General features: G+C 63.7%; 27 protein-coding genes. 19 read left to right on the forward strand and 8 right to left on the reverse strand.

Features of this window, described 5'->3' with window-relative positions:
* The first annotated feature begins 147 nt into the window (after positions 1–147).
* The 9 genes from OGR47_RS03945 to OGR47_RS03985 all read left to right on the forward strand — a co-directional run bounded on the left by OGR47_RS03945 (position 148) and on the right by OGR47_RS03985 (position 9,078).
* Complete coding sequence (locus OGR47_RS03945; RefSeq protein WP_165051023.1) at positions 148–519, forward strand: Rieske (2Fe-2S) protein; 372 nt, start codon at positions 148–150, stop codon at positions 517–519.
* A 16-nt stretch (positions 520–535) separates the two neighbouring features.
* Positions 536–1,288 (forward strand): hypothetical protein, encoded by a 753-nt coding sequence (locus OGR47_RS03950; RefSeq protein ID WP_165051021.1) that lies wholly within the window; start codon positions 536–538, stop codon positions 1,286–1,288.
* Between the two features lie 261 nt (positions 1,289–1,549).
* Entirely contained in the window at positions 1,550–1,900 is a 351-nt protein-coding gene (locus tag OGR47_RS03955) for an HIT family protein (RefSeq protein ID WP_165051018.1), read from the forward strand.
* Positions 1,901–2,026: 126 nt separating this feature from the next.
* Positions 2,027–2,776, forward strand: coding sequence for a competence/damage-inducible protein A (locus OGR47_RS03960; RefSeq protein WP_165051016.1), 750 nt, complete (start codon positions 2,027–2,029; stop codon positions 2,774–2,776).
* On the forward strand, positions 2,773–3,297 hold the full coding sequence (gpt, locus tag OGR47_RS03965) for a xanthine phosphoribosyltransferase (RefSeq protein WP_246729643.1): 525 nt from the start codon (positions 2,773–2,775) through the stop codon (positions 3,295–3,297). Before OGR47_RS03960 ends, gpt begins: the two co-directional genes overlap by 4 nt.
* A gap of 568 nt (positions 3,298–3,865) precedes the next feature.
* Positions 3,866–5,116: a TadE/TadG family type IV pilus assembly protein gene (locus OGR47_RS03970; protein ID WP_165051014.1), complete on the forward strand. Its 1,251-nt coding sequence runs from the start codon at positions 3,866–3,868 to the stop codon at positions 5,114–5,116.
* A 198-nt stretch (positions 5,117–5,314) separates the two neighbouring features.
* Positions 5,315–6,121, forward strand: a complete 807-nt coding sequence (locus OGR47_RS03975; RefSeq protein WP_165051012.1) for a MipA/OmpV family protein — start codon at positions 5,315–5,317, stop codon at positions 6,119–6,121.
* Between the two features lie 135 nt (positions 6,122–6,256).
* Positions 6,257–7,822 carry a hypothetical protein gene (locus tag OGR47_RS03980; protein ID WP_165051010.1) on the forward strand — a complete coding sequence of 522 codons (1,566 nt, stop codon included), beginning with the start codon at positions 6,257–6,259 and terminating at the stop codon, positions 7,820–7,822.
* 50 nt (positions 7,823–7,872) lie between these two features.
* Positions 7,873–9,078 carry a sugar-transfer associated ATP-grasp domain-containing protein gene (locus OGR47_RS03985; RefSeq protein ID WP_165051006.1) on the forward strand — a complete coding sequence of 402 codons (1,206 nt, stop codon included), beginning with the start codon at positions 7,873–7,875 and terminating at the stop codon, positions 9,076–9,078.
* Positions 9,079–9,217: 139 nt separating this feature from the next.
* Here the strand turns inward: OGR47_RS03985 and OGR47_RS03990 are convergent, their stop codons facing one another.
* From OGR47_RS03990 to OGR47_RS04000, 3 genes are all read right to left on the reverse strand, one after another.
* On the reverse strand, positions 9,218–9,481 hold the full coding sequence (locus tag OGR47_RS03990; RefSeq protein WP_165051004.1) for a hypothetical protein: 264 nt from the start codon (positions 9,479–9,481) through the stop codon (positions 9,218–9,220).
* On the reverse strand, positions 9,453–9,845 hold the full coding sequence (locus OGR47_RS03995; protein ID WP_165051002.1) for a PadR family transcriptional regulator: 393 nt from the start codon (positions 9,843–9,845) through the stop codon (positions 9,453–9,455). Before OGR47_RS03995 ends, OGR47_RS03990 begins: the two co-directional genes overlap by 29 nt.
* Positions 9,846–10,022: 177 nt before the next feature.
* Complete coding sequence (locus OGR47_RS04000) at positions 10,023–10,511, reverse strand: helix-turn-helix domain-containing protein (protein ID WP_216697886.1); 489 nt, start codon at positions 10,509–10,511, stop codon at positions 10,023–10,025.
* A gap of 547 nt (positions 10,512–11,058) precedes the next feature.
* Between OGR47_RS04000 and OGR47_RS04005 the strand changes: the two genes are divergently transcribed.
* Entirely contained in the window at positions 11,059–11,670 is a 612-nt protein-coding gene (locus tag OGR47_RS04005; RefSeq protein ID WP_165050998.1) for a class I SAM-dependent methyltransferase, read from the forward strand.
* 48 nt (positions 11,671–11,718) lie between these two features.
* Complete coding sequence (gene pyrF, locus OGR47_RS04010) at positions 11,719–12,411, forward strand: orotidine-5'-phosphate decarboxylase (protein WP_165050996.1); 693 nt, start codon at positions 11,719–11,721, stop codon at positions 12,409–12,411.
* A gap of 121 nt (positions 12,412–12,532) precedes the next feature.
* On the opposite strand, the gene OGR47_RS04015 is transcribed toward pyrF, so the two are convergent.
* Positions 12,533–13,024, reverse strand: a complete 492-nt coding sequence (locus OGR47_RS04015) for a hypothetical protein (protein WP_165050994.1) — start codon at positions 13,022–13,024, stop codon at positions 12,533–12,535.
* Positions 13,025–13,122: 98 nt separating this feature from the next.
* On the opposite strand from OGR47_RS04015, the gene OGR47_RS04020 reads away from it, so the two are divergent.
* The 8 genes from OGR47_RS04020 to OGR47_RS04055 all read left to right on the forward strand — a co-directional run bounded on the left by OGR47_RS04020 (position 13,123) and on the right by OGR47_RS04055 (position 20,994).
* A complete protein-coding gene (locus OGR47_RS04020; RefSeq protein WP_165050992.1) occupies positions 13,123–13,335 on the forward strand; it encodes a ChaB family protein in 213 nt (70 codons plus the stop codon).
* Positions 13,336–13,384: 49 nt separating this feature from the next.
* On the forward strand, positions 13,385–14,542 hold the full coding sequence (locus OGR47_RS04025) for a glycosyltransferase (RefSeq protein WP_165050990.1): 1,158 nt from the start codon (positions 13,385–13,387) through the stop codon (positions 14,540–14,542).
* Positions 14,543–14,554: 12 nt separating this feature from the next.
* A complete protein-coding gene (hpnC, locus tag OGR47_RS04030) occupies positions 14,555–15,433 on the forward strand; it encodes a squalene synthase HpnC (protein ID WP_165050988.1) in 879 nt (292 codons plus the stop codon).
* Positions 15,430–16,296 carry a presqualene diphosphate synthase HpnD gene (gene hpnD / locus OGR47_RS04035; RefSeq protein WP_165050986.1) on the forward strand — a complete coding sequence of 289 codons (867 nt, stop codon included), beginning with the start codon at positions 15,430–15,432 and terminating at the stop codon, positions 16,294–16,296. The genes hpnC and hpnD overlap by 4 nt, the downstream gene beginning before the upstream one ends.
* Positions 16,293–17,534, forward strand: coding sequence for a hydroxysqualene dehydroxylase HpnE (gene hpnE, locus OGR47_RS04040; RefSeq protein ID WP_165050984.1), 1,242 nt, complete (start codon positions 16,293–16,295; stop codon positions 17,532–17,534). Before hpnD ends, hpnE begins: the two co-directional genes overlap by 4 nt.
* A gap of 376 nt (positions 17,535–17,910) precedes the next feature.
* The gene (gene map, locus OGR47_RS04045) at positions 17,911–18,750 is read left to right on the forward strand and encodes a type I methionyl aminopeptidase (RefSeq protein WP_165050982.1); all 840 of its coding nucleotides are present in this window, start codon (positions 17,911–17,913) and stop codon (positions 18,748–18,750) included.
* Entirely contained in the window at positions 18,747–19,478 is a 732-nt protein-coding gene (gene radC, locus OGR47_RS04050) for a RadC family protein (RefSeq protein ID WP_165050980.1), read from the forward strand. The genes map and radC overlap by 4 nt, the downstream gene beginning before the upstream one ends.
* A gap of 103 nt (positions 19,479–19,581) precedes the next feature.
* On the forward strand, positions 19,582–20,994 hold the full coding sequence (locus OGR47_RS04055; RefSeq protein WP_165050977.1) for a DHA2 family efflux MFS transporter permease subunit: 1,413 nt from the start codon (positions 19,582–19,584) through the stop codon (positions 20,992–20,994).
* A gap of 37 nt (positions 20,995–21,031) precedes the next feature.
* Here OGR47_RS04055 and OGR47_RS04060 read toward each other — a convergent pair whose 3' ends face one another.
* The 4 genes from OGR47_RS04060 to OGR47_RS04075 all read right to left on the reverse strand — a co-directional run bounded on the left by OGR47_RS04060 (position 21,032) and on the right by OGR47_RS04075 (position 25,553).
* Positions 21,032–21,754 carry an RlmE family RNA methyltransferase gene (locus tag OGR47_RS04060; RefSeq protein WP_165050975.1) on the reverse strand — a complete coding sequence of 241 codons (723 nt, stop codon included), beginning with the start codon at positions 21,752–21,754 and terminating at the stop codon, positions 21,032–21,034.
* A gap of 236 nt (positions 21,755–21,990) precedes the next feature.
* The gene (locus tag OGR47_RS04065) at positions 21,991–24,084 is read right to left on the reverse strand and encodes an ABC transporter ATP-binding protein/permease (RefSeq protein WP_165050973.1); all 2,094 of its coding nucleotides are present in this window, start codon (positions 24,082–24,084) and stop codon (positions 21,991–21,993) included.
* 90 nt (positions 24,085–24,174) lie between these two features.
* On the reverse strand, positions 24,175–24,510 hold the full coding sequence (locus tag OGR47_RS04070; protein ID WP_165050970.1) for an integration host factor subunit alpha: 336 nt from the start codon (positions 24,508–24,510) through the stop codon (positions 24,175–24,177).
* Between the two features lie 218 nt (positions 24,511–24,728).
* Positions 24,729–25,553 carry a carbon-nitrogen hydrolase family protein gene (locus OGR47_RS04075; protein WP_165050968.1) on the reverse strand — a complete coding sequence of 275 codons (825 nt, stop codon included), beginning with the start codon at positions 25,551–25,553 and terminating at the stop codon, positions 24,729–24,731.
* Positions 25,554–25,575: the final 22 nt, after the last annotated feature.

Raw genomic sequence — 25,575 nt, forward strand, 5'->3', positions numbered from 1 at the left:
TCATTCGCCCGGCCCGCGAGCGTGGTTCAACTATAGTGATTTAACCATATGGTCAAGGCGGGGCGCGATGGCGCATCGCTTGCTAACCGAACGGCAACCCGCCTCTTTCGACCGAGGCGCTCGGCATTGTTCGAAAGGGGCAGGCCTATGGACGAGCTTTTTGTGATTTGTCGGACAGTCGAAATCGACGACGCCCAGGCCCACGGCTTCGTGCTGATGAAAGCCGAGGAGAGCGGGGAGACATCGCCCTGGCCGATCGTGGTCACGCGCAAGGGCAACAACTTCTACGGATTCGAAAACGCCTGCCCGCATGAGGGCCTCCGGCTCGACGCGCAGCCGGGCCAGTTCATGGACGAAGAGGGCAATTTCATCGAATGCGGCCGCCATCATGCGCAATTCGATATCGACACGGGCGAATGTTTCATCGGTCCCTGCCAGGGGCGGCGCCTGACTCCCGTCAAGCTCGTTGTCGATGACGGCGACGTCTGCGTGACCGGCGTGATGCTTGCAGACGAGTGAGAAAGGGGACGCTTTCATGACGGATATGGCCGAGCTGCAAAGGCGCAAGAAGCTCATCAATCTAGCGATCGTCTATGTCGATCCCGACGCTTTCATCGCCAATTATGTCCCCTGGCTGGAGATCACGACCTTCATCACGGCGCTGCGCGCGGGCGACGTTCAAGCCCCGGCCGATGGCGTGACGCCGACCCTCACGCCGCAGCAGATGAAGGGCGGCGTCGCGGCCAGCTATGGCAACGACGCCGTCTTCGCCTTTTGCATGACCGCAGCGCTGAAAGGCGACAAGGCGGCGGTGGACAAGGTGGAGGCCGCCTTGGCCGAAAGCCTGGGCAAGGATTTCCCGGGCTCGGTCGCTTTCTGGAACTTCCGTTCGGCGAACGACTCGCCGATGAGCCTCGAAGACCATGTCGGCGCAGCGGCCTATAAAATGCTCGGGGGCGATATTCCGCCGCCGCCCATGCGCGCGCGGGAGAACTGGAACGCGGGGCTGCGCTTCTTCGAAAAGGCGCGGCAATCCAATTTCGTGCAGGAGATCATGTATCCGCTTGCCGTGTGGACGCGAACCAAATGGAGCGAGACGCTGGAGAAGGGCGTCTCCTTTCTCGCACATATCGAGGACAGCGTTCCCGTGTTGCAGGAGGCGCTCGCCGACTCGCGTAACGATCAGGCTTTTATCGCCAACATGCTGCTGAAAATGGCGCCGGCGATCGAGCAGGATTTGAGCGACGATACTCAGGGGTTTTTAAGATCGCTGGCGCGTCGCGCGTAACGCGACAGCACTCACACGCGCGGAGCGTTGCTCCGCGCTCAGATTGCTGACAGAGTGGCGTTGAAGCCCCTCGTGCTTCGAGACGCCTGCTGCGCAGGTTCCTCAGCATGAGGGGCTTCTTTATTTACGTAAAACACTTAGGCCTCATCCTGAGGAGCGAGCGAAGCTCGCGTCTCGAAGGACGAGGCCGCCTCGCAGGTTTGTTGACAAACTACGCGCTGCGCCTGGCTCCGGCTTTTTTGTTTCTATGGGAATTTTTAAATGGCGAGCGCTCCCTGCCCATTCTGCTATCGAGCTTCGCAGCCGATTCTTTGCGAAAACGATCTCGCTTTCGCCATTCAAGACAAATATCCGGTTCGTCCGCTCCACAGCCTGATCTTGCCGAAGCGGCACGCTCTCGATGTCTTCGACACGACGCTGGACGAGCGTGAGTGCATGCATCGTCTTGCCGACGCGTTGCGCGGCAAGATCATGCGCGCCGACCCCAGTGTCGCCGGCTTCAATTTCGGCTCGAATATTGGCGCGGCGGCGGGGCAGAAAATCTTCCACGCCCATTTACATCTCATTCCGCGCAGAGCCGGCGATACGCCGCCGCCTCCTGCTCGGGGGTGACGGAGACTTTAACGTCCCCGCTTCGCTCGGCGAAGGCCACGCCCGGCGCTGGCCAGCCGCGCTCGGGCGACAGGCTTGGCGTTCCGGCCCGCCATCGCCATAATCCCTCCAGGGAGACGGGCAGATATGACAGAAGCCGGAAAAGGCGAAGCGCCCGCGACGGCGGCGGTTCTCATCATCGGCGATGAGATCCTGTCCGGCCGCACGCAGGATGTGAATACGCGCTATATCGCCAATTATCTGGCGCAGATCGGCGTCGATCTGCGCGAGGCGCGCGTGGTCCCGGATGACGAGCCGGAGATCGTCGCGGCACTCAACGCCCTGCGCGCGCGCTATACTTACGTTTTCACAACGGGCGGCATCGGCCCGACCCACGACGACATCACCGCCGACGCCGTGGCGAAAGCCTTCGGCGTAGAGGTTGTGGAACATCCAGACGCCATCGCTTTGCTGCGCGAGCGCTTTACCGAAGAAGAGCTCAATTCCGCCCGCCGCCGCATGGCGCGGGTTCCCGAAGGGGCGGCGCTGGTGCGGAACGCGGCTTCCAAGGCGCCCGGCTTCTGGATCGACAATGTAATCGTCATGGCCGGCGTGCCGGTCATCATGCAGTCGATGATGGACACGGTCGGGCCGCTGCTCAGGTCGGGCCCGCCCATCCAGGTTGAAACCGTAGAAGCGGGCGCGATCCCGGAGGGGACCTACGCATTGAAGCTCGAAGCAATCGCCCAGGCGTATGAGGGGGTGAGCATCGGCTCCTATCCCCATTTCTCCAGCGCCGGAATTCGTAACCAGATCGTGCTGCGCAGCCGCGAGGCCGCCAGCCTCGAGCTGGCGGCGCGGGCCGTACGCGCAATGCTTGCGGAGCTTGCGCTATGAGTCCGGAAAAATGGATGCAGACGGAGAGCGGCCCTGAAAAAATCTTTCCGGTCTCCTGGGACATGTTCCACAGGGACGTCCGCGCGCTCGCCTGGCGGCTTGCGGCAATCGGCGGTTTCTCGGCGATCGTCGCGGTGACCCGCGGCGGGCTGGTGCCGGCCGGCATCATCGCACGCGAATTAGGGATTCGCGTCATCGAGACCATTTGCGTCGCCAGCTATCACGAGGAGACCGAGCGCGATGCGCTCGAGGTCTTGAAACCGCTCACGGAAACCATTCTGGCGCGCCCGAGCGAGGAGGTGCTCGTCATCGACGATCTCGTCGACACCGGGGCGACCGCCAAGGCCGTGCGCGAAATGCTCCCCAAAGCGCATTTCGCCACCGTCTACGCCAAGCCGCAGGGCCTGCCGATGGTGGACACTTTCGTCACCGAAGTCTCGCAGGACACATGGATTTATTTTCCCTGGGACACGGGGCTCTCCTTCCAGGCGCCGATCCACAAGCCGGCGCGGGGGCGGTGAGACTAAAATGAGGCTTGGCGCCGTCGCCGGACCCGCCCTATAACGCGCCTTACACTCCAGATCGCGGGCGTGGCGAAACTGGTAGACGCAACGGACTTGAAGAAATTTGAGTGCTCCACCCGGGAAACCGACGGAGTAGAACCGCTCAAAGTCGGGGAAACCTCGAAAGTGGCGATCCCGAGCCAAGCCCGCCCTTTGGGGCGGGAAGGTGTAGAGACTAGACGGGCGGCGCCTAAGGCGCTTTCGCGCTATGGCGAAGGGATAGTCCAGACCCCAAACCCGCGCGCGCGGGGCGGCGAAAGCCGTAGCGGGTATGAAAATCCGTAGGGCCGCAAGGCCTGTGCCGGTTCGATTCCGGCCGCCCGCACCAGACAACCCAGGGGACGGGCCTCGATCGAGGCCGATAAATTGACGCCCCTTCACTCAAACTTAGCTATGCGAAACCCTGATGTCCGGTGTGTCGGGCAATCCCGTTCGGCTGCCCGATCCGGTTAAATCATTGCAAAGGAACAGAATTTATACAGCCAAGTTGGACTTGCGATCAGTCGAGCTTGGGGGCTATCGGATCATGAATCGAGCGAAACGCTATTTTTCTCGCCTGGCTGGAAGCTTCAGACGGTCGCGTTCGGGCTCGGTCGCGATGATCTTCGCGCTGGCGGCCGTGCCGGTCATTGCCTCGATCGGCGCCGCCTTGGACCTCGCCTCGGCGTCCATGTTGAAGTCGCGTCTGCAACATGCGGTGGACGAGGGGGCTCTCGTGGCGGCGAGGAATGCGAGCCTCACGCAGGCCGCGCGCCAGCAGCTCGCTCAGTCGTCGGTCATGACGAATATGGGCCCCTCCGCGAGCGGCATGAGTTTGACGGTCGCTGAAACAGAGCCATCCTCTGGTCTCTATCAGGTCAATGGGACGCTCACCGTCCCGACGACAATCATGAGGATCATGAATATCAGCTCGACCACGGTCAGCGCGAAGGCCACCGCGAGTCTCGGGACAGCGGGGGCGTCGAGCTCGACCAGCGTTTGCCTTTTAGCGCTCAGCACCATCGCGAGCCCCGGATTGCTGGCGAATTCCAGTGTCGTCATAAACGCGCCGACCTGCGAGATCGACGTCGCCTCCACCGGCTGGCCCGCCGCCACCTTCAACGGCGGCGACAGCTTCTCCGTTTCCAAGCTCTGCGTCGCGGGCACGCAAATTCTCAACAACGCCGGATCGATCCCGGCGCTGAGCACGGGTTGCCCGGTTGCGTCCGACCCATTTGCGGGCAAGCTGCCGGCCGTTTCCGTCGGCGCCTGCGCCGTCAGCAATCAGAACTATTCGGGCAATGTGACGCTCAGCCCCGGCGTCTATTGCGGCGGATTCAATTTCAACGGCAGCGGAACGGTCACCTTCAATCCTGGCCTCTATGTGTTCAAAGGCGCCAGCTGGAACATGAACAGCGGCTGGACGATGAACGGCAATGGCGTGACCTTCTATTTCGCCGATTCGTCTTACATGCAGATCAACAGCGGGGTGACCGCGAATTTGACCGCCCCGACCTCGGGAACCTATGCAAATATCCTGGTGTACGAGCCCACCGGACTTCCGCAGTCGTCGTTCACCATTAATGGACAGGCGGGCCATAGCTTCCAGGGGCTCGTTTATCTGCCGAGCCGCAACATCACTTTCAACAGCATGTCCAACGTGACTTCCGACGCCCTGACGATCGTGGTCAACTCGGTCATACTGGATACGCTCAATTGGAGCTTAAAGAGCTCGGCCTATTCGATAGCAGGCGCCGGCGCCTCCACCGGCAACGCCGTGCCGCGCCTCGTCAATTGACGTTTGAGCGCGCCTGGGGCTGGCTTCCGCGCAACGGAGGCCGGCCAGCGCGAAAGTAAAAATATTTTTGGCCAATAGTTCAGATCGGCTTTCGGCTTACGTTCAATAACCTCCTATTTACGATGAACCTTTGCGCCCTGGTAAGCTTAACGACCGACCTTCGCGAAGCCGTGTGTATGGAGGCTCGCGTCGCGTCGAATGTCAAAATTACTTGGAAAATTCTGTCTGGCGGCCCTTGTTGTCGCGTCCTCTGCAAAAGCTGAAAATCTCGCCGATCCGAAGCCGGTCTCGGGTTGGATCGTCACCGTGAGCGCGCATGGCGGATTCTCGCAGACATGGGAGGGATCGAAAAACCTGTCGCCTTTCCTCCTGCCGGGCTTGTCGATGCGGCGGCCCGGCGCGTCGGTTGGCTTTGCCGCCCCGGACGAAGCGCCCGGCTTTGCGCTTTATGACAACGGCTTTTTGAAAGCGGGCGTTTCCGGCCGGCTGCGCGGCCCGCGCCGACAGTCCTCATGGGGCGAGCTCCATGGCGTCCACGACATCGACTGGACGATCGAAGCGGGCGGCTTCGCGGAGTTCTGGACCTTCCAGAAGCTGCGCGCGCGGGCCGAGCTGCGGCATGGCTTCCTCGGCCATCACGGCACGATTGCCGAGCTTTATCTCGATTGGGTGGAACAGCACGGGGCCTGGACCTTTTCCATCGGTCCGCGCATGACGATCGGCGATCACGCTTACCTGAACAAGCTCTTCGGCGTCACCTGGCTGGATGCGCTCGGCAATGGCTCCGTAGCGCCCTATTCGGCGGCGTGGGGCGTGAAATCCATCGGCGCCATGGCCGCCGTTAAATATGACTGGTCGCAGGATTGGTCGACGACGGCCTTTGTTCGCTACAACCGTCTTGCGGGGAGCGCCGCCGCCAGCCCATTGGTCAAGAATCTGGGATCGCCCGATCAATGGATGCTCGGCCTGAGCGTCTCCTACAGCTTCTATGTGGATGTCTTTTAAGGGGTGCTGGTCCGAGGCTGGAAGGGTTAACAAATGCGGCGCTGATCTGGCGGCGCCCTTAATCTTTGTTAAGCATTCGCCGACAAGACTGGCGTCGCGCGCGATGGTCGCGTCGCCACGATTCGACGAGCACCGATGATCGACGCAGCGAAGCGATTATTGCCGGACGCGGCTTTCGCAAGCGTTGGGGGCGCCGATAAAGACGCGCGTTCAGCCAAGGATTCTCGGCTCGATATGATGCTCGTCTCCGGCGGCGACGAGCGCATCTGGCCCGACCCCGTCACGCGCCGCAATCGCTACGGCGTTCCGGCGGCGCCCGCGCCGGAAGAGCTTTGGTTTTCATCGTCGACCGCGAGCGCCGCGAGCCCTCGCGGCTATGACGCCGCCCGCGAGGCTTTCGAATCCGTCTCGCGGCCGGGCGTCGATCTCTTGGGCTGGTTCGACAAGATCAGGGCGCGGATCGTCGCGCAATTCGGGGAGCCCGGCGTTGAGGTCGTTCTCACGGCTTCGGGCACCGAGGCGGAGCTTGCAGCGCTGGCTGTCGCCAAGGCGCTGCTGCGCCGCCCCATCGCCAACATTGTCGTCGCGCCGGATGAAACCGGCAGCGGCGTGGCTTTGGCCGCGACGGGCGCGCATTTCGCGGGGACGGCGGCTTTCGAGCCGAAAGTCGAAAAAGGCGCCCCGCTCGCCGGCTGGGAAAATGACGATGTGGTGATGCGCCGCCTCGACATTCGCGACCCGTCGGGGCGTCCCCGCGCCGCTGCGGAGATCGACCGTGCAGCGGGCCTCGCTGTCGCCGAGGCCTTGCGCACGGGCCGGGGAGCGCTGCTGCATCTGCTCGACGCCTCGAAGACCGGCCGCAGCGGGCCGAGCCGCGCCGCCGCGCGCGACATTCTGGCCAGCGCGCGCGAGCGGGCGATCATCCTCGTCGACGCCTGCCAGCTTCGTTGCTCCTTCGACGAGATCAAGGCCGATCTCGCGGCCGGCTTTCTCGTGATGATCACAGGCTCGAAATTCGTGGGCGGCCCGCCGTTCTGCGGCGCCTTGCTCATTCCCGCCGACAAGGCCGAAAAGCTCCGCAAGATGACCCTGCCGCCGGGGCTCGCCGCCTATGCGGCGCAATCCGACTGGCCGCAATCATTCGGCCGCGCCTTCGAGGCGGAGAATTTCGCTCCCGCCAATCTCGGCCTCGGGCTGCGATGGACCGCCGCGCTCGCAGAGATCGAGGCTTACGCGAAAATATCCTCGAGCCTGCGCGACGAGATCAAGATGCGCTTCGCCGAGGCGGCGCGCCGCGGCGTCGCCGGCAATGCGGATTTGGATTTCCTCGACGGCGAGAACTGGCGCCTCGGGGGCAAGCCCGCGACGCTCTTTCCGATCCTCACCAATCAGGGAGACCCGGCCCAGGCGCGCCTGATCTACGACTCTCTGCGCGCGACGAGCGGCGCATTTGTGGATGCCGAATATTCGCGCGTCTGTCATGTGGGCCAGCCAGTGCTGATCGGCGGTCGCGCGGCCTTGCGTCTATGCCTTGGCATGCCGCAGGTGACAGCCGTCGCGCAACGTGTGGGGCAGGGCCTCGACCTCGACGCCGCTTTCCTGCCGCTGCGTCGCGACATGGAATTCCTGTTCCGCAAATGGGGCGCGCTGGCCAGGCGCATCGCCGCCAATGGCGGTCCGACGCTCGCAGCGTCCAACTGATCGACCACGCCATGCGGCGTGATGCCGTCGCGTGAAACGGAGCACAGGCCGTGGCCTTTTCTTTTCTGTCTCGCAAACCGAAAGTCGAGCAGCCCGCGCAGGCCGCGAGCTTCGACACCGCGCATGAGCGCGCGCAGGTCCCGATGGCCGAGAGCCTGCAGCGCGCCGCCGCAATGACCGGCTGTTCGCCTATGCAATTGACGCGCGAATATTCGCGTCTCGCCTTCGGGCCGGGGAAGGTCACCTTCGAAGATTACGTGAAATACCGGCTCTTCGACGACGCCTGGCTGGCGGGGGCGGATAAGGCCGATTTCGTCGGCGCGCGGCGCAACCGCGATCTTGTGGTCGAGATCAACTACCGGCACGATTGGCACGGCCTGCTCACCAATAAGCTCGCGTCGCAGAGCTATCTCGCCGCTTACGGCCTGCCGACCATCGCCCCGCTGGCGATCTACGCGCCGGGTCTGGCGATTGCTTCCGACAGGCTCCTGCCGTCGCGCGAGGCGCTGCGCGGCTTCCTTCTGGACGCGCGCCATTATCCGATTTTCGGCAAGCCCGTCGAAAGCTTCCAGAGCCTCGGCGCGCTCGCTCTGCTCGGCTGCGACGCCGCGAACGGCGAGCTGATCGCTGTCGGCGACAAGCGCCTGAAGATCGATGAAGCGCTCGATGACATCGAGCGGCATTATGCGGCGGGCTATCTCTTCCAGAAGATGGTGAAGCCGCATCAGGGCCTCATCCCCAAAATCGGCGAGCGCCTCGCGACTGTGCGCGTGCTGACGATCGCGACGCCCGAGGGCCCGAAAGCGTTTCGCGCCGGCTGGAAAATCCCGGCCGCCGGCAATGTGGCGGATAATTTCTGGCGCGCGGGCAATATGCTCGCCGGTCTCGATTTCGAGACAGGCCGCTTGTTGCACGCGACGACTGGCGTCGGCTTCGAGATGAAGGACGTGACCCGCCATCCCGACACGGGCGCCGAGCTGATCGGCCTGCAGGTTCCCGACTGGCAAAAGATGAAGGCGGTCGCGGTCGAAGGCGCGAAGGTTTTGCGCCATTTCGGCATTGTCGGCTGGGATATCGCCGCGACTGACGATGGGCCGATGATTGTCGAAGCCAATGAGACGCCGGATTTCAGCCTCGTGCAGATTGCCGATCGGCGGGGGATATTGTGCAAGGAATTCAACGATCTCCTTGCGCGGCAGCAGGCGGCGGACGCGGCCTATGTAAAGCGCATGAAGGAGATGCAGGCGCGGATTTGAGTGAGTGAAGCGGGCGGCCATGCGCCTAGAGCGGCTCAACGCCGGCCAGTTCCATCGTGGGCGATTATGCGACAGAAAAAGGGACTGGCCGAAGCCAGCCCCAAAACCTGTTACGCCGATCGCCGCCTAAGTGATCTCGTTAGCGCGCCAATCGTTGGTAAAGCCGCCAGCCGAAGTAAATTACGCGAAAAACCCGATAGGCTCTTATCGAAAGAGCAGGCCGTAATGACGTGGCCAGTTCCTTGATCGCCCATTGGACGGCGGCTTCTTCGCCATCTTTCTCAAGGAGTTCCTGGTAACAGACCAAGAATTCCGGGAGCCAGTAGGCAGCATAACGACCGCCGGCCAGCAAGTTATATAAACTTGTCATCCACTTACGTGGGTGACGGTTCTTCATACTCATTCTCGAATATCCTCGTTGCCGAAGACATCCGGCTAAAGGTCGCCGCCGTTACTTTCAAAGCCTGTGTGCCGGACGCTTGGATGTTGAAGATGCGTCGGCGACGACCACCACGAACAGGCTCTGGTTTGCTTTCTTGAGATTTTACATATCCCTTGTCTTCGAGCCTCTCTAATGTCCCGAAAACTTGTGCAATCGAGACCTGTCGACCAAGTTGTTTCGTTAGACGTCGACTTATCTCTGCAGGATATGCATCATCTCCAATCTGTGAGACAGTCAGAAGTGCTTCATATTCAAAATGTTGAAGAAGTTTAATTCTGTCTGTCTCTTTATCGTCTACGACGCTTGCACTTGTATAGGCATGCATCTTTCCTCCTTCATTCAAATTAAGTCTTGCCAGACGCTGCTCGGACCGCCCGAGGAGCATCGGCCATAACGTTCTACTCGATAACGTTAGCGCCGTCAACGTAATGGTGGGGCGAGGAAACGGCTGCTAAGCCGAGCGTACCAGCCGCGCCTGCCTAAACAGCTAGGCTCATGTCCGTTAAGCGGCTGTCTCGGCTGCCTTTTGCCGTTTGTCTCGAAACTCCTTGGCTTTTCGGAACTCCGGTTCGAGTTCGATGAGACGTTCTCGCAGGCCATCCAGCCGATAGGCGCTAGAAATCTGCTTTTGCTTGCCGCGGTATCGGTGCTCTCGCTTGATGAGACCGGCCTTTTCGAGGCCGTCGAGGTAGCGCAAAACCATGCGCTCGCTCTTGCCCATACGCCGCGCGATTGTCTCGATTTTTGGATGAGGTGCCTTGTCTGCATCCCACCAATGCTGGACGAGATGCAATAAGACGTTGAACTGCGTCGGCGAGATCTTCAAGCGTGCCTGTGCGTAAAGCAGCAGGTTCGGTAGCTGAGTGAAGCCATAGGAGCCGACAACCTGCCGGCTAAAACGATCTTCGAGTTTTCGCTTCTCCTTCTCTTTCGAGGAGGGAGGCGTCGGCATCTTCACAACAGATGCTGTGGGCTTTGGCGCTGTCGTCATAGGGGATGATATGCCGATGATTTGATGCCTTTGGGCACAAGACATTCATAGCCCCGTGTGGGCCGCCATTTCTGACGGGCATCCCTACGTGATGCTACGTGCTGTCCACGATACGTGCTATCCGAAGATGCGCCTTCATCGGCCGCCACTCCTGACGCCCATGATAGCGTCAAAAATGACAGGCCTATATCTGTCATAATTGACGGGCATATTTTTGCAAGTTCCGGTAGGCCCAGCATGGCTGACCGCCGATGCGCAGGCCGCGACGCTGCTCTACGTCTCTCAACAGGAGGCGGACGATAGAATTCCGAGCGCTGCGATTCACATTTTAAACCCCCCTGGTTTTTTTGAGGGAAAGTCGGGCTACCGTGCGTCGGCCTTTGCGCTTGGCAAGCCCCCCTAGGCGGAAGTTGAAATTCAACCTGACCGACGACCCGCGTTGTCTTTATCCAGCCCGTCTTCTATTCTTACGCCCACGGCCCCCGCAGCGGGGCCGTTTGCGCGCCGCAAAACCAAAAAATAACAGCCGCATTCGGGGAAACCGCCCTTGCAGAACGCCAAAGCCTCGCTCGCCGACAGCGCCCGTTTCATCAAGCAATGGATCGAGAATCCGCGGCTCATCGGCGCCGTCCAGCCCTCGGGGCCGGCGCTCGCCAAAACCATGGCGAGCTTTGTCGATCTTTCCCGCGAGGGTCCGATCGTGGAGCTTGGACCGGGTACCGGCCCCGTCACCAAGGCGCTGCTGGCGCGCGGCATTCCCGCCGAGCGGCTGGTGCTGGTCGAATATGAGTCGCGCTTCTGCCATATGCTCGCCGAGCGCTATCCCGGCGTGAAGATCGTGCAGGGCGACGCCTATGGGCTGAAGAAGACGCTCACGGACAAGATCGACGGGCAGGTGGCGACGGTGGTCTCCAGCCTTCCGCTTCTCGTGCGCCCGGAACGCGACCGCGTCGAGTTGCTGCATCAGGCCTTCGAGCTGATGGGCGACGACGGATTGTTCATCCAGTTCACCTATGGCCTCGCCATCTCGCCGATGCCGATCCATGCGCATGGGCTCAAGGGCGCCTATATCGGAAAGGGATCGGCGCCCGTTCTGTTGAACATTCCCCCGGCCCGCGTCTGGCGCTATCGCAAGGCCGGTCACGCCGGGAAGCCCTAATTACCCTCCCCTAAAGGCGGGCAGAGAGTCCGCCGGAGAAAGTGCAAAGTGCCGAAGGAAGCCGCCAGAGACCGCCTCATCGTCGCCCTCGACTTCGAAACCGTCGAGGATGCGCGCGCCCTGATCGCGACGCTCGGCGAGACTGTCTCTTTCTACAAGATCGGCATGGAGCTCGCCTATGGCGGCGGGCTGGCGCTGGCGCATGAGCTCAAGGACGCCGGCAAGCGCGTCTTCATCGATCTGAAGCTCCATGATATCGGCGCCACCGTCGAGCGCGCAACGCGGCAGATCGCGCGCATGGGCGTGGATTTCCTGACCATCCACGCCTATCCGCAGACCATGGCGGCGGCGCGCGCGGGGGCGGACGATCTCGAGCTCCTCGCCGTGACGGCGCTGACCTCCTATGACGACGCCGATCTCAAGGAGGCGGGCTACGCCTATGGCGTCGCCGATCTCGTGGCCCGTCGCGCCGGGCAGGCCAAGGCCGCGGGGGTCGACGGGCTGATCCTCTCGCCCCTGGAGCTTGCGACGATACGGCCGCTCGTCGGTCCGGATATGCTGCTCGTCACCCCTGGCGTGCGTCCCGCCGGCGCCGATGTCGGCGACCAAAAGCGAATCACCACGCCCGCCCAGGCGATTGCGGGAAGCGCCAATCATCTCGTCGTCGGCCGGCCGATCATCCGCGCCGCTGACCCGCGCGCGGCGGCGCAAGCGATCGTGGTGGAGATCGAGGGCGCCTAATACCTTTTCCGCTTGCGGGCTGGAAGCCCGACCGGGAATCCAGAGCCGCGAGAGCATTGGTTTTGCTCTGGATTCCCGATCGCTCGCTTCGCGAGCGTCGGGAATGACAGTCGTTCAGCGCTCAAGCGAAAAACGCCCAAAGGGCGAGGGCGACGGTCTGATTGACAGCCGCCGCCAAAGCGAGGAACTTGCCCAACGTCGCCCGCCGCAGCTTCTGCACCTCGGCGGGCGAGGCCGATCGCGCCGCCATGCGGGCGAGCAGCAGGCGGTCTTCCACGAAATCCGCCGTGCTGAAAGCGACGGGCGCCACACAAAGAACCCAACGGCCGTCGTCGACGCATTGCAGCGATTGGGCGGCCGCAAGCGACCCCGCCGCAAGCGCCGCGCCGAGACAGGCGAGCAGCGCAAAATCGTAGGGCGCGAGCACGCTTCTATAGCCGTCGACGGAAGCCGAGCCGCTGGTGACCCATGCGATGAATTCCTCGTCGCGGTAGAAGACCGAGGTCTCCCAGCGCCGCGCCAGAACCGTCTCGCCATGCTTTTGGGCCTCGCGATTCGCGGCCCAATGCGCGGCGCCGGCGGCGAGAAGAAAGAAAACAGCAAGATAGAACAAGACGGCCTCTCCTTCTGACGCGCGCGCGTCAAATCCAGCAGGCTCCCTATTTTTAGGTTTGAGCCGGGCGAAGACAAATTCCACGGTCGGAGACAAGCTTGCCTTATCGGACGAATGACGATCTGCCCGAAAACCTTCAGCGGCTTCTGCCGCCGCATGCGCAGGATATTTTCCGCGAGGCCTTCAACCATGCTTTCGCCGATCACGAAGGCGATCCCCGTCAGGAGGAGGCGGCCCACAGGATCGCCTGGGCGGCCGTGAAGCGCAGCTATGTGAAGACGGAAGAAGGCTGGCGGCGGCGGGAGGATTGAAGCGCCGCTCTGGCCAGCCGGCGCCCGTGATGGTAGAAACCGCCGCGCCATGGTTTTGACCCTCCTCGCTCTCGCCGGGCTCGCCGCCTGGCTCTATCTCCTGATTTTTAATTCGGGTTTCTGGCGGCTCACCGAGCACGACCGGAGATTCGCGCCAGAGGGCGCGGTTGTTCCCGAGGGCGCCCATGTCATCGCCATCGTCCCGGCGCGCGACGAGGCGGAGGTGATCGCGACCAGCGTCGCCTCTCTGCTGCAGCAGGATTTCCCGGGCCGTTTCGAGATCGTTCTGGTCGACGACGAGAGCACAGATGGCACGGCGGGCATCGCCCGGGCCAAGGCCGCCGAGCTTGGTGCCGCCGAGCGCCTGACCATCCTCCAATCAGGCGGCTTCTCGGACGGCTGGACCGGCAAGATCGCCGCCATGCACCGGGGCTTCACCTATGTGCACGGCCTCGAAAAGCAGCCTGACTTCGTGCTTTTCTGCGACGCCGACATCGCCTTCTCGCCGCCTGTCCTTTCCCGCCTCGTCGCCGGCGCGGCGGCCCGGGGGACGGTGCTGTCCTCGTTGATGGTGAAGCTGCGCTGCGAGAGCGCGGCCGAGAAATGGTTCGTCCCGGCCTTCGTCTTCTTCTTCCAGATGCTCTACCCCTTCCGCGCCGTGAACGACCCCAAGAGCAAGGTCGCGGGCGCGGCCGGCGGCGTGATGCTGGTGCGGCCCGAGGCTTTGGCCGAGGCGGGCGGCTTGCCAGCGATCCGCGAGGCGCTGATCGACGATTGCGCGCTCGGCGCGCTGATGAAGGGCCAGGGACCGATCTGGCTCAGTCTCACCGACGACGTCCACAGCCTGCGGCCTTACCCGCGTCTTGCGGACATCGAAAAAATGGTGACGCGCTCGGCCTATGCCCAGCTTGACTATTCGCCGCTCAAACTCGCCGGCGCGCTGCTCGGCATGATCGTCGTCTATCTTGCGCCGCCGTTGCTCGCCATCTTCGGCGCCCCGCCGGCGCGGGAGATCGGGCTCGTGGCCTGGATGATCATGGCGCAGGCTTATATGCCGAGCTTACGCTTCTACGGCCTGTCGCGGGCGCGCGCCTTCGCTTTGCCGTTAATCGCGGCGTGTTATACGTGGTTTACAGCCGTTTCGGCCTGGCGTCACATGCGCGGCCGCGGCGGCGAGTGGAAGGGTCGTTTCCAGGCGCCCGCCTGAGCGAGAGGCATTATGATCGACATTGCCGATACAAGCTCCGGCAAGACGCACCGCGACGAGAATTTTCCCGTCGCCTCGGTGCTCATCGCGCCGCGCAATCGCGTGCCGATCCTGGCGTTTTATAATTTCGTGCGCGCGGCGGACGACATCTCCGATCACGAGACGCTGGAGCCCCAGCAGAAGCTCGACCTGCTCGACCGCCTCGACGCCGCGCTGATGGGGAAGGGCCCGGACGAGCCCGTCGCCGCGAGGCTTCGTGAGCAATGCCGCGAGCGCGATCTCGATCCGCAGCACGCCCGCGACCTCATCACCGCCTTCAAGCGCGACGTCACTTATCTGCGCTATCGCGATTGGGACGACCTCATGTTCTACTGCCGCTATTCGGCGATGCCGGTCGGCCGCTTCGTCTGCGACGTGCATGGCGAAGACCCCGCCCGCGTCTGGGACGCCAATGACGCGCTTTGCGCCGCTTTGCAGGTGATCAACCATTTGCAGGATTGCGCGAAGGATTATCGGGAGCGCGGCCGCGTCTACATCACCGCCGAGGCGCTCGCCGCCCATGGCGGCGCGGTCGAGATGCTGAACGAGGCGCGCGCGCCCGCGCCGTTCGTCGCCGCCATCCGCGAACTCAACGAGAAGACAGCCGGGCTGCTCGATCAGTCGCGCATTTTCGCCGACCTCATCGACGACACGCGGCTCGCGATGGAAGTCGGCGCGATTCAAACGCTCGCCGAACGGCTCGTCGCGCGGTTGCGGGTCGCCGATCCGCTGTGCGAGAAGGTGCATGAAGGCAAGCTCGGCTTTGCGCTCGCGGGCGCGATGGGCGCAGCCGGGACCTTGATCCGGCGCATGTCACGCCCGCGCCGCAAAACGGCGGACGCCACCCAATGACCATGGACAGCTTGAACGATATCGCACCCTTGAAGACGCAGCCCATCGCGGTCAAAAGCTCCTTTTATCTCGCCATGCGCGTTCTGGAGCCGGCGCGTCGCGACGCCATGTTTGCGATCTACGCCTTCTGCCGCGCCGTGGACGACATTGCCGACGACGAAGGCGATCGCTCGGCGCGCCGCGAGGCGCTCGATCACTGGCGCTACGATCTCGATGAGCTTTATGCCGGCCGCATCCGCCCGCGCAGCGCCTTCCTCGCCGACCCTGTCCGTCGTTACCGGCTCGACCGCGCGGATTTCGAGGCGATCATCGACGGGATGGCGATGGATGTCGAAGAAGACATTTGCGCGCCCGATTGGGAGACGCTCGAGCTTTATTGCGACCGCGTCGCCAGCGCCGTGGGGCGGCTGTCGGTGCGCGCTTTCGGCCTTGTCGAGGGAGATGAAGCCCAATTGCCCACCGGGCCCAAGCTTCTCGCCTATCATCTCGGCCGCGCGTTGCAGCTCACCAATATTCTGCGCGACCTCGACGAGGACGCCGCACGCGGTCGGCTCTATCTTCCGCGCGAGGCGTTGGACGAGGCCGGCGTCACGACGCAGGCGCCGCACGCCGCGCTTGCGAGCCCGGCGCTCGACGAGGTCTGCGCGCCGGTGATGCATCGCGCGCGCGAACATTTCGAGCAGGCGGATCTCGTGATGGCGGGCCTGCCCAAAGCAGCGGTGAAGGCGCCTTATCTGATGGCCGCCGGCTATCGCTCCATCCTCGACGGCCTCACCACGCGCGGCTTTGCGCCGCCGCGCGCGCCCGTGCGCATGTCGAAGTTCAAGCTCGTCGGCGCTCTGGTTCGGCACGCCTTTCTGTGAGCGGCGCGGTTCACATCATTGGCGCGGGGCTCGCCGGCCTCTCCTGCGCCGTGCGCCTTGCGGACGAGGGCAAGAGCGTCAGGCTGTATGAAGCCGCGCGCATGGCGGGCGGGCGCTGCCGCTCCTATTTCGATGCGACGCTTGGCCTGACGATCGACAACGGCAACCATCTGCTCTTGTCGGGCAATACGGCCGCGCGCGATTATGGGGCGCGCATCGGCGCAGCCGACGCGCTTGTTGGCCCTGAACAGTGCCAATTCGACTTCCTGGATTTCGAGACGGGCCAGCGCTGGAAGCTGCGCCCCAACGACTCGAAGCTTCCCTGGTGGGTGTTCTTCGCCGACCGCCGCGTGCCGGGCACGGGACCGCTCGATTATCTCGACGCTGGCAGGCTGCTCTTCGCCAAGCAAGGCGCGACCATCGGCGCGACCATGCGCTGCGACGGCCTGCTCTGGGAAAAGCTTTGGCGCCCGGTGATGCTCTCGGCGCTCAATATCGAGCCGAGCGAAGCCTCGGCCACGCTCGCCGGCGCCGTGCTGCGCGAGACGCTCGCAGCGGGCGGCGCGGCCTGCCGGCCGCTCGTCGCCAAGGGCGGGCTCGGACACGCTTTCATCGAGCCGGCGCTGCGCAAGCTGCAATCGCAGGGCGTTGAGCCGCGCTTTGGGGCGCGGCTGCGGGAGATTGTTTTCGACGGCGCCCACGCCCGCGCGCTGCGCTTCGCGGAGGAGGAGATTGCGCTCGGCGATGAAGATCGCGTCGTGTTGGCGGTTCCGGCCTGGATTGCTGAGGAGCTGATCCCGGGGCTCGTCGCGCCCGACGATCACCGCGCGATTCTGAACGTCCATTTCAAGGTCGCGCCGCCGCCAGGCCAGCCCTTGCTGCTCGGCATGGTCGGAGCGCTTTCCGAGTGGCTCTTCGCCTTCGAGGACCGGCTCTCGGTCACGATCAGCGGCGCCGACCGGCTGATGGACGCGCCGCGCGAGGATTTGGCCGAGAAGATCTGGACCGAAGTGGCGACCGCGACCGGCCTGCCGCGCGAGCTGCCGGCCTGGCAGATCGTGAAGGAAAAGCGCGCGACCTTCGCCGCAACGCCGGCGCAGGAGGCGCGCCGTCCGGGGACGGGGACGCAATGGCGCAATCTGTTCCTCGCGGGCGATTGGACCGCGACGGGGCTGCCGGCGACGATCGAGGGCACGATAAGATCGGGCTACAAGGCTGCGGCGCTGGCCGGGGTGTGAGCGTATCCCTCCCCTTTACGGGCTACCGGTACGGACACATTCTTCATGTCGCTGCCCACGTCATGGCCGGGCTTGTCCCGGCCACCCACGCCGCGCAACGACGGCTAACGCTGGGCATAAGTCGTCATGGAATGTTTGCGTGGGCGTGAGGAAAGGAAACTCGGAGCCTCCAAAGCCCTGCATAACTTTATCCATAGCGGTCACGCGTCACGCTGAGCGGTGCCCCTGGGCGTGGGTGTGGCCGGGACAAACCCGGCCATGACGGCCCCCGAGATTGTGTGACTCCTTTGGCCCTTCGCGCCGTCCTTGCTTTGCGCGCCCAAATCACTACCTTGTCGATAACCATCGACCCCCGAAAACACGAAAACGAGCGCGTATGACCTTCATCGAGTCCCATCTCGCCCCCGCCGGCCGCAAGAGCGGTCAGATCAAGCTGCATGGGCCGGAAGATTTCGAGGGCATGCGCAAGGCTGGCCGGCTGACCGCCGAGGGCCTCGATATGCTCGTCCCTCATGTGAAGCCGGGCGTCACCACGCAATATCTCGACGACCTCGTCTTCGATTTCGCCGTCTCCAACGGCGCCTATCCCGCGCCGCTCGACTATCGCGGCTATCGCAAGTCGATCTGCACCTCGATCAACCATGTCGTCTGCCACGGCGTGCCGGACAACAAGCCGCTGCGCGAGGGCGACATCGTCAATATCGACCTGACCTTCCTCATCGACGGGTGGCACGGCGACGCCAGCCGCATGTTTGCAGTGGGGGAAATCCCCCGCAAGGCGCAGCGTCTGATCGACGTCACCTATGAATCGCTACTGCGCGGCATTGCGGTCGTGAAGCCCGGCGCCACGACCGGCGACATTGGCGCCGCCATCCAGAAATATGCCGAAAGCGAGCGCTGCTCCGTCGTGCGCGACTTCTGCGGCCATGGGCTCGGCCGCGTCTTCCACGACGAGCCGAATATTCTGCATTACGGCGAGCCGGGGCAGGGGGTGGAGCTGCGTCCGGGCATGTTCTTCACCATCGAGCCGATGATCAATCTCGGCCGCCCCCAGGTGAAAATTCTTTCAGACGGCTGGACGGCGGTGACGCGCGACCGCTCGCTCTCGGCCCAATTTGAACATTCGATTGGCGTCACCGAAACGGGAGCGGAAATTTTCACGCTCTCCCCCAAAGGTCTCGACAATCCCACGGCCGCGCCTCGCGCGGGCTCATGAAGCAGCCGAAGGGCAAGCCGGCAGAGGACGCGACGGCAGGCCTGGAGGAGGCGCAAGCCCCCCATTTCCACGGCCATCGCCAACGCTTACGCGATCGCTTCATGGAGGGCGGCGACGCCGCCCTCGCAGACTACGAGCTGATGGAGCTGCTGCTTTTTCGCGCCATTCCGCGACGCGACGTGAAGCCGCTCGCCAAGGCGGTCATCGAGCGCTTCGGCTCCTTTGCGGAGGCGGTCGCGGCGCGGCCCGAGCGTCTGCGCGAGATCGACGGTCTCTCCGAGGGCGCGATCGCCGAATTGAAGATCACCGAGGCCGCGGCGCGGCGGTTGGCTCGGGGCGCGCTGGAGAAGCGCACCGTGCTCTCCTCTTTCCCCGCCGTGACGGATTACTGCCGCACCGCCATGGCCTATGCCGAGCGCGAGGAGTTTCGCATCCTCTTCCTCGATAAGCGCAATGCGCTCATCGCCGATGAAGTGCAGGGCGTCGGCACGGTGGACCACACGCCGGTCTATCCGCGCGAAGTGGTGCGCCGCGCGTTGGAGCTCGGCGCAAGCGCGCTGATCCTCGCGCACAACCACCCCTCCGGCGACCCCACGCCCTCGACGGCGGATATTCGCATGACCAAGGACATCGTGGTTATCGCGCAGCCGTTCGGCATCGCCGTGCACGATCATCTGATTGTCGGACGCAATGGGCAGACGAGCTTCAGGGGGCTGAAGCTGATTTGACGATCAATGCCGCCTTGAAAAGTCCCGCCGTCATTGCGAGGAGCGCAGCGACGAAGCAATCCAGAGCCGCAATGACGCCCTGGATTGCTTCGCTTCGCTCGCAATGACGGAGTTCGACCGTTTGCCCGCCTTCGTCATCACCCCGCTGATCATCGCCACCGCGCTCTTCATGGAGCAGCTCGACGGCACGGTGCTCGCGACCGCTCTGCCGGCGATGGCGGCGGATCTGCGCGAAGATCCCGTCGCGCTGAAACTCGCGCTCACCGCCTATCTCCTGTCGCTTGCGGTCTTCATCCCGCTATCCGGCTGGGCGGCGGATAAATTCGGCGCTCGGCGCGTGTTTCGCGCGGCGATCGGCGTGTTCACGCTTGGCTCCATCCTCTGCGGCTTCTCGGACTCGCTCGCGGCGATCGTCGCAGCGCGCGTGGTGCAGGGCCTGGGCGGCGCCATGATGGTGCCGGTTGGGCGGCTTGTTTTGCTGCGCACGGCGCCGCGTCAGGAGATCGTGCGCGCCATGGCCTGGTTGACCATTCCGGCCCTTGTCGGTCCGCTGATCGGCCCGCCGCTCGGCGGTTTCCTCTCCACCTATTTTCACTGGCGCTACATCTTCTGGATCAATGTGCCGATCGGCCTCATCGGCGCCGCGCTGACGACGCGCTTCATCCCCGATCTCTACGAAGAGAATGTCCGGCCGCTCGACGTGACGGGCGCCGCGCTCTCGGGCGTGGGCCTCTCCTTCATCGTCTTCGGCTTCACGATTCTCGGGCGCGGCTTCGCGCCGCCTGTCGTGGTGGCGGCGATCGTCGCCATCGGCGCCGCTTCGCTCTACGCCTATTTCATTCATGCGCAGCGCGCGGAACATCCGATCATCGATCTTGCGCTGCTGCGCATCCCGACCTTTCGGGCGGCGATCTATGGCGGCTTCCTCTTTCGTATCGGCCTCGGCGCGGTTCCTTTTCTGCTGCCGCTGCTGTTGCAGGTAGGCTTCGAACTCAGCGCCTATGAGTCGGGCCTGCTGACTTTCGTTGCCGCCGCCGGCGCCATGGTCATGAAGACGACGGCGCAGCCGATCTTGAAGCGCTTCGGCTTCCGCCGCGTGCTGATGGTGAATGCGCTGATCTGCGCGGGATTCCTCGCCGCGAACGGCTCCTTCACGCAAGCGACGCCGCATGGGCTGATCATGGCCATGCTGCTTGTCGGCGGCTTCTTCCGCTCGCTGGAATTCACCGCGCTGAATGCGATCTGCTACGCCGACATTCCGCCGGAATCGATGAGCAACGCAACGAGCTTCGCGGCGGTGGGGCAGCAATTGTCGCTCTCGACCGGCGTCGCCATCGGCGCGGCGGCGCTGGAGATCGCGCGGGCGCTGCATGGCGGCGGGGCGTTGGTGGCGCTCGATTTCCCGCCGGCGTTTTTTGTGGTGGCGTCGATCTCGGCTTTGTCGATCGTGAACTTTGTGCGCCTTGCGCCAAATGCGGGCGACGAACTGACGGGGCGGAAGGCTTTGCGCGCCTGAAGGCGCGCGGTCCAAAGCGGCCCCGGACCGCGCGCCTTCAGGCGCGCATATCTTCCGGCTCTTCTCGCTTGCCCCTGAACCCCGTGGCCAGCACGTAAAGCTCCGCCGAATCCGCCCGGCTCGCGGCGGGCTTCACATGGCGCACGGCCGCAAAATCGCGCTTCAGGCGCGTGAGCAGTTGCCCCTCCGTGCCGCCCTGCAGCACTTTGGCGACGAAAAATCCGCCCGGCGCCAGCACGTCCATGGCGAAATCGGCGGCGAGTTCGGCCAGCGCGACGATGCGCAGATGGTCGGTCTGCTTATGCCCCGTGGCGTTCGCCGCCATGTCGGACATGACGCCGTCGGCCTCGCCGCCGAGCATTTCCTTGATGAAATCCGGCGCGTCTTCGTCGTTGAAGTCCTTCACGGCGAATTGCACGCCAGCGATCGGCTCCATGTCGAGGAGATCGACGCCGACGACTTTGCCTCTGCCGTCCTTGGCCTTCACGCGGTCGGCGGCGATCTGCGACCAGCCGCCGGGCGCGGCGCCGAGATCGACGATACGGGCGCTGGGTTTGAGGAGATGGTAGCGGTCGTCCATCTCGATGAGCTTATAGGCGGCGCGCGAGCGATAGCCGTCGCGCTTGGCGCGCGCCACATAGGGGTCGTTGAGCTGGCGCTCCAGCCAGAGGGTGGAGGAGAGCGACCGCTTGCGCGCGGTCTTCACCCGCGTCTTCAGCGAGCGCCCGCCCTCGCGCCCCGATCCCTTGCCTTCGGCCATTTCCATTCGCTCCGCGTGTCATTCCCGGCGCGCGAAGCGCGACCGGGAACCCAGAGGCAAGTAGCACAGTCTTGCGAGTTCTGCTTTGGATTCCCCGATCAGGCCTTCGGCCTGTCGGGAAATTCGTCATTGCGAGCGAAGCGAAGCAATCCAGGGCCCCATCGCGGCGCTGGATTGCTTCGTCGCTTACGCTCCTCGCAATGACGGCGAGCGTCGTGCTGTCGCCGTCCGCCCTGTTACGCCATCACCTTGTCGCGCGGCGCGAAGAGGCCGTCGGCGCTGGCCTCCATCTCGATCTGGCGGTCATGGTAATCGAGCAGCGTCGAGCGGTGGCCGATCGAGACGATCGTCGTCTGCGGCAGGCGCTCGCGCAGCATGCGGTAGATGTCGCCTTCGAGCTTCTCGTCGAGCGCCGAGGTCGCCTCGTCGAGGAACAGCCAGTCGGGCTTGGCGAGAAGCGCGCGGGCGATCGCGACGCGCTGCTGCTCGCCGCCCGAAAGCCGCTGGCCCCAATTATTGCTTTCGTCCAGCCGTTCGACGAAGGGCGCCAGCCGCGCGGCGCGGAGCGCCTCTTCGATGTCGCCCCGCGCGTAATCCTCGAGGTCAGCCGGATAGACGACCGCCTGGGCGAGCGTGCCCATCGGGATATAGGGGCGCTGCGGCGCGAGCATCACCCGCGCGCCTTGCGGCACGACGACCGAGCCCGCGGCATGCGGCCAGATGCCGGCGATGGCGCGGAACAGCGTCGATTTGCCCGAGCCAGAAGGACCTGTCAGCAGCGCCGCCTGACGCGGCTCGAAGGCGAGCGCGTCGATATGGACGATGCGGCGACCGTCCGGCAGCGACAAAGTGAGGTCGTCGAGCGAGAGCCGATTGGAGGGCGCGCGGGAAACGACGTGGGCGCGGGTAGCCTCGGCGGAATCGATCGCGGCGTCGAAAGAGGCGAGACGATCCAACACGGATTTGTACTGCGCGAGCGAGGTGTAATAGGTGATGAAGAAGGTGAGCGCGCTTTCCACCCGCCCGAAGGCGCTCGCCGTCTGCGTCATCACGCCGAGCTGGATCTTCCCTGCGAAATAGAAGGGCGCGGTGATCACATAGGGAATGATGGGCGAAAGCTGGCCATAGGAAGCGGTGAAGCTCACCAGTTGCTTGCGCTTGCGCACGATCGCCAGATAGTTGAACACGATTCCGCGGAAACGCTGCACCAGCGAGCCCTGCTCGGCGTGCTCGCCCGAGAGAAGCGCGACCTGCTCGCTATATTCGCGCAAGCGCGCGAGTGAGAAGCGGAAGTCGGCCTCGCGGCGTTGCTGCTCGAAGAAGAGCCCCGTCAGCGACCGGCCGATGAGATGCGTCACCACCGTGCCCAGCGAAGCATAGGCGAGCGCAACCCAGAACAGGAAGCCGGGAACGCGAATATCCGTGCCGGGCAGCGCATAGGCGCCCGAAAGCTCCCACAGGACGAAGGAGAAGGAGACGAGCGAGCTCATCGTCGAGATGAGCAGGATCGAATAGGAGTAGATGCCGTAGCCTTCCTCACCGCCGTCGATGAAGCGGTTCACGTCCTCGGCGATGCGCTGATCGGGGTTGTCGGCGTCGCCGCCGGCCAGCGTCATGCCGTAATGCGTATGCGAGCTGAGCCAGCGCTGGATGTAATGCTCCGTGAGCCAGCGGCGCCAGCGGATGACCAGCATGGACTTCAGCACATATTCGATCACGGCGATGGCGACGTAAAAGAACGCCCATGGCGTGAAGACGTAGAGAAGCTGGCGCCAGAACTCCGCCGAGTTCCTCTCTTGAATGGCGTTGTACCAGTCGCGGTTGAAGAAGGAGAGGCGCACGGAAATGCCGACCTGTCCCTGATTGATCAGCACGAGAACGACGATCATGGCCATGGCGATCGCCGCCTCGCGGGCCGCAAAGCGCGGGAGGGGCCAGACGCGGGCTTCTCCGCGATCGGGCGCGTCGAAATAGAGATCGGCGATGCGCGTCATCTCCTGGACGACGGCGATGTTGGAGACGGCGTAGACGATGATGGAGAACACCGCGACGGTGACGGCCATGCTCTCGGGCGGGGCGAAATCCGCAAGGCTCTGAGGCCAGAGCTCTTCTGACTGGAGAAGCTTTGTGAGGCCGAAGACGATTGTTTCGGTCGAGAAGATCGCCGCGAAAATCTTCATGAAGGTCGACATCTCGGCCCCGCGCCAGGTGGTGAAGGCGCAGAGTCCGGCGGCGACGGCGAGGATGAAGAGATCGGCGTCCGCCCTATGCGCGCCGATCAGCGCGGCAAGAACGGCGAAGGCGGCGACGGCCGCGCTCAGTGTTCGCATCTTTGGCCCTTTGAAGGAATGGCGGCGTCAGCGCGCGCAGGCGCGGACGCAAAAACGCTCCCCTCACCTATGCACGGCCGGCGCGACTTCTCAATCTTCCTCTATGGGAATGATGGCGTCGCCGTTCACATGCGCGACAAGCACGGGAGACGCCTTGAAAGTGAGCACGCGGCGCGGCGTAATTGTGGCCTCGACGCCAGTTTTTGGATTGCGCCCGACACGCTCCCGCTTGGAGCGCACGTTGAACGTGCCGAATGAACGCAGTTTGACGGGCTCGCCGCGCAGCAAAGCGTCGCCGATTTCCTCGAATGTGGCGTCGAGAATTTTGCGCGCCTCAGCCCGAGACAGAGTGGGGCAGCAGCTATAGACGGCCTCGCGCAAAGAGGCGCGTGTCAACGTGTTGCCGGGGTCGATTTTTCTTACCATGCGGGACGAACACGAAAGGGAGCGTCGGTCACATCATTACGGATCGGCGTAGACACGCTATTCCTCTAATTTCAGGCCAACGCGAGAAACTGATTAGTTTTCGCAAGCAGAACAGCTTACGAGGCCATATAGTAATCAAAAATCAGAGGGATGCAAGGCCGTGGCGCCGCTTCGCCACAATTATGGGGCAACAGCGGCGCACACTCGAGCCGGTTCGGCTAAACGGCGAGCTTCACCCTATGCTGCGCGACGGGGATCATCGCCCGGACTTTGCGGATGCGATCCACGTCGACATGGGTGGAGACGAGGCCTGGCCCGTCCGACGCCTTGGCGACGACATGGCCCCAGGGGTCGGCGATCAGCGAGTTTCCGTAGGTGAAGCGCGTTTCGTGGCCCGCCTTATGAGCGCCGGTTTGCCCCGGCGCGCAGAAATAGGTCTGCGTTTCGATGGCGCGGGCGCGGCAAAGCACTTCCCAATGATCCTTGCCGGTGACGAGGGTGAAAGCCGACGGCAGTGCGATGAGGTCGGCCCCTTTCTCGGCGAGGGCCTGGAACAGATAGGGGAAGCGCAGATCGTAACAGATGGCGCAACCGACAGTGACGCCCTCGCAATCATAGGTCACGACCTCGTCGCCGGGCTTGAAGGCGGCGCTTTCGTGGTATTTTGCGCCATCCGGGGCCGTAATGTCGAACATGTGGATTTTGCGGTAACGCGCGACTTCCTTGCCATCGCGATTAAATGCGACGCTCGTGTTGTGGAGCCGCTCCTCGCCCGGAATCCGTTCGAGGATCGAGCCGGCGTGGATGAAGACCTGATGCTCGCGCGCCAGAGTCCGGCACATTTCATAGGCCGGCCCGCCCGGCAGATCTTCCGCAGCGGCCATTTTCTCGGCGCGCGAGCCGCCGATGAAATCGAAAACCTCGGGCAGGCAGATCCAGTCCGGCTTTTCCTGGGAGACGGCCCGCTCGATGAGGGCGCGGGCGGCGGCGAGATTGGCGGTCTTGTCGCCAATCGAATTCATCTGAACCAGTGTGACCTTCATATGCGCTCTGCTGTTTTCCTGA

This window comes from Methylocystis sp. MJC1, from assembly GCF_026427715.1.
Taxonomy (GTDB): Bacteria; Pseudomonadota; Alphaproteobacteria; order Rhizobiales; family Beijerinckiaceae; genus Methylocystis.

What these genes read in the sequence shown, in the direction of transcription:
- OGR47_RS04070 (WP_165050970.1), bottom strand. Translation starts at nt 24,510, where the DNA reads ATGGTAAGAAAAATCGACCCCGGCAACACGTTGACACGCGCCTCTTTG.
- OGR47_RS04060 (WP_165050975.1), bottom strand. Translation starts at nt 21,754, where the DNA reads ATGGCCGAAGGCAAGGGATCGGGGCGCGAGGGCGGGCGCTCGCTGAAG.
- OGR47_RS03960 (WP_165051016.1), top strand. Translation starts at nt 2,027, where the DNA reads ATGACAGAAGCCGGAAAAGGCGAAGCGCCCGCGACGGCGGCGGTTCTC.
- OGR47_RS04075 (WP_165050968.1), bottom strand. Translation starts at nt 25,553, where the DNA reads ATGAAGGTCACACTGGTTCAGATGAATTCGATTGGCGACAAGACCGCC.
- OGR47_RS03970 (WP_165051014.1), top strand. Translation starts at nt 3,866, where the DNA reads ATGAATCGAGCGAAACGCTATTTTTCTCGCCTGGCTGGAAGCTTCAGA.
- OGR47_RS03980 (WP_165051010.1), top strand. Translation starts at nt 6,257, where the DNA reads ATGATCGACGCAGCGAAGCGATTATTGCCGGACGCGGCTTTCGCAAGC.
- gpt (WP_246729643.1), top strand. Translation starts at nt 2,773, where the DNA reads ATGAGTCCGGAAAAATGGATGCAGACGGAGAGCGGCCCTGAAAAAATC.
- map (WP_165050982.1), top strand. Translation starts at nt 17,911, where the DNA reads ATGACCTTCATCGAGTCCCATCTCGCCCCCGCCGGCCGCAAGAGCGGT.
- OGR47_RS03955 (WP_165051018.1), top strand. Translation starts at nt 1,550, where the DNA reads ATGGCGAGCGCTCCCTGCCCATTCTGCTATCGAGCTTCGCAGCCGATT.
- OGR47_RS04000 (WP_216697886.1), bottom strand. Translation starts at nt 10,511, where the DNA reads ATGACGACAGCGCCAAAGCCCACAGCATCTGTTGTGAAGATGCCGACG.
- OGR47_RS04025 (WP_165050990.1), top strand. Translation starts at nt 13,385, where the DNA reads ATGGTTTTGACCCTCCTCGCTCTCGCCGGGCTCGCCGCCTGGCTCTAT.
- OGR47_RS03950 (WP_165051021.1), top strand. Translation starts at nt 536, where the DNA reads ATGACGGATATGGCCGAGCTGCAAAGGCGCAAGAAGCTCATCAATCTA.
- OGR47_RS04065 (WP_165050973.1), bottom strand. Translation starts at nt 24,084, where the DNA reads ATGCGAACACTGAGCGCGGCCGTCGCCGCCTTCGCCGTTCTTGCCGCG.
- OGR47_RS04055 (WP_165050977.1), top strand. Translation starts at nt 19,582, where the DNA reads ATGACGGAGTTCGACCGTTTGCCCGCCTTCGTCATCACCCCGCTGATC.
- OGR47_RS03975 (WP_165051012.1), top strand. Translation starts at nt 5,315, where the DNA reads ATGTCAAAATTACTTGGAAAATTCTGTCTGGCGGCCCTTGTTGTCGCG.
- OGR47_RS03995 (WP_165051002.1), bottom strand. Translation starts at nt 9,845, where the DNA reads ATGCATGCCTATACAAGTGCAAGCGTCGTAGACGATAAAGAGACAGAC.
- OGR47_RS03945 (WP_165051023.1), top strand. Translation starts at nt 148, where the DNA reads ATGGACGAGCTTTTTGTGATTTGTCGGACAGTCGAAATCGACGACGCC.
- OGR47_RS03990 (WP_165051004.1), bottom strand. Translation starts at nt 9,481, where the DNA reads ATGAGTATGAAGAACCGTCACCCACGTAAGTGGATGACAAGTTTATAT.
- hpnD (WP_165050986.1), top strand. Translation starts at nt 15,430, where the DNA reads ATGACCATGGACAGCTTGAACGATATCGCACCCTTGAAGACGCAGCCC.
- hpnC (WP_165050988.1), top strand. Translation starts at nt 14,555, where the DNA reads ATGATCGACATTGCCGATACAAGCTCCGGCAAGACGCACCGCGACGAG.
- radC (WP_165050980.1), top strand. Translation starts at nt 18,747, where the DNA reads ATGAAGCAGCCGAAGGGCAAGCCGGCAGAGGACGCGACGGCAGGCCTG.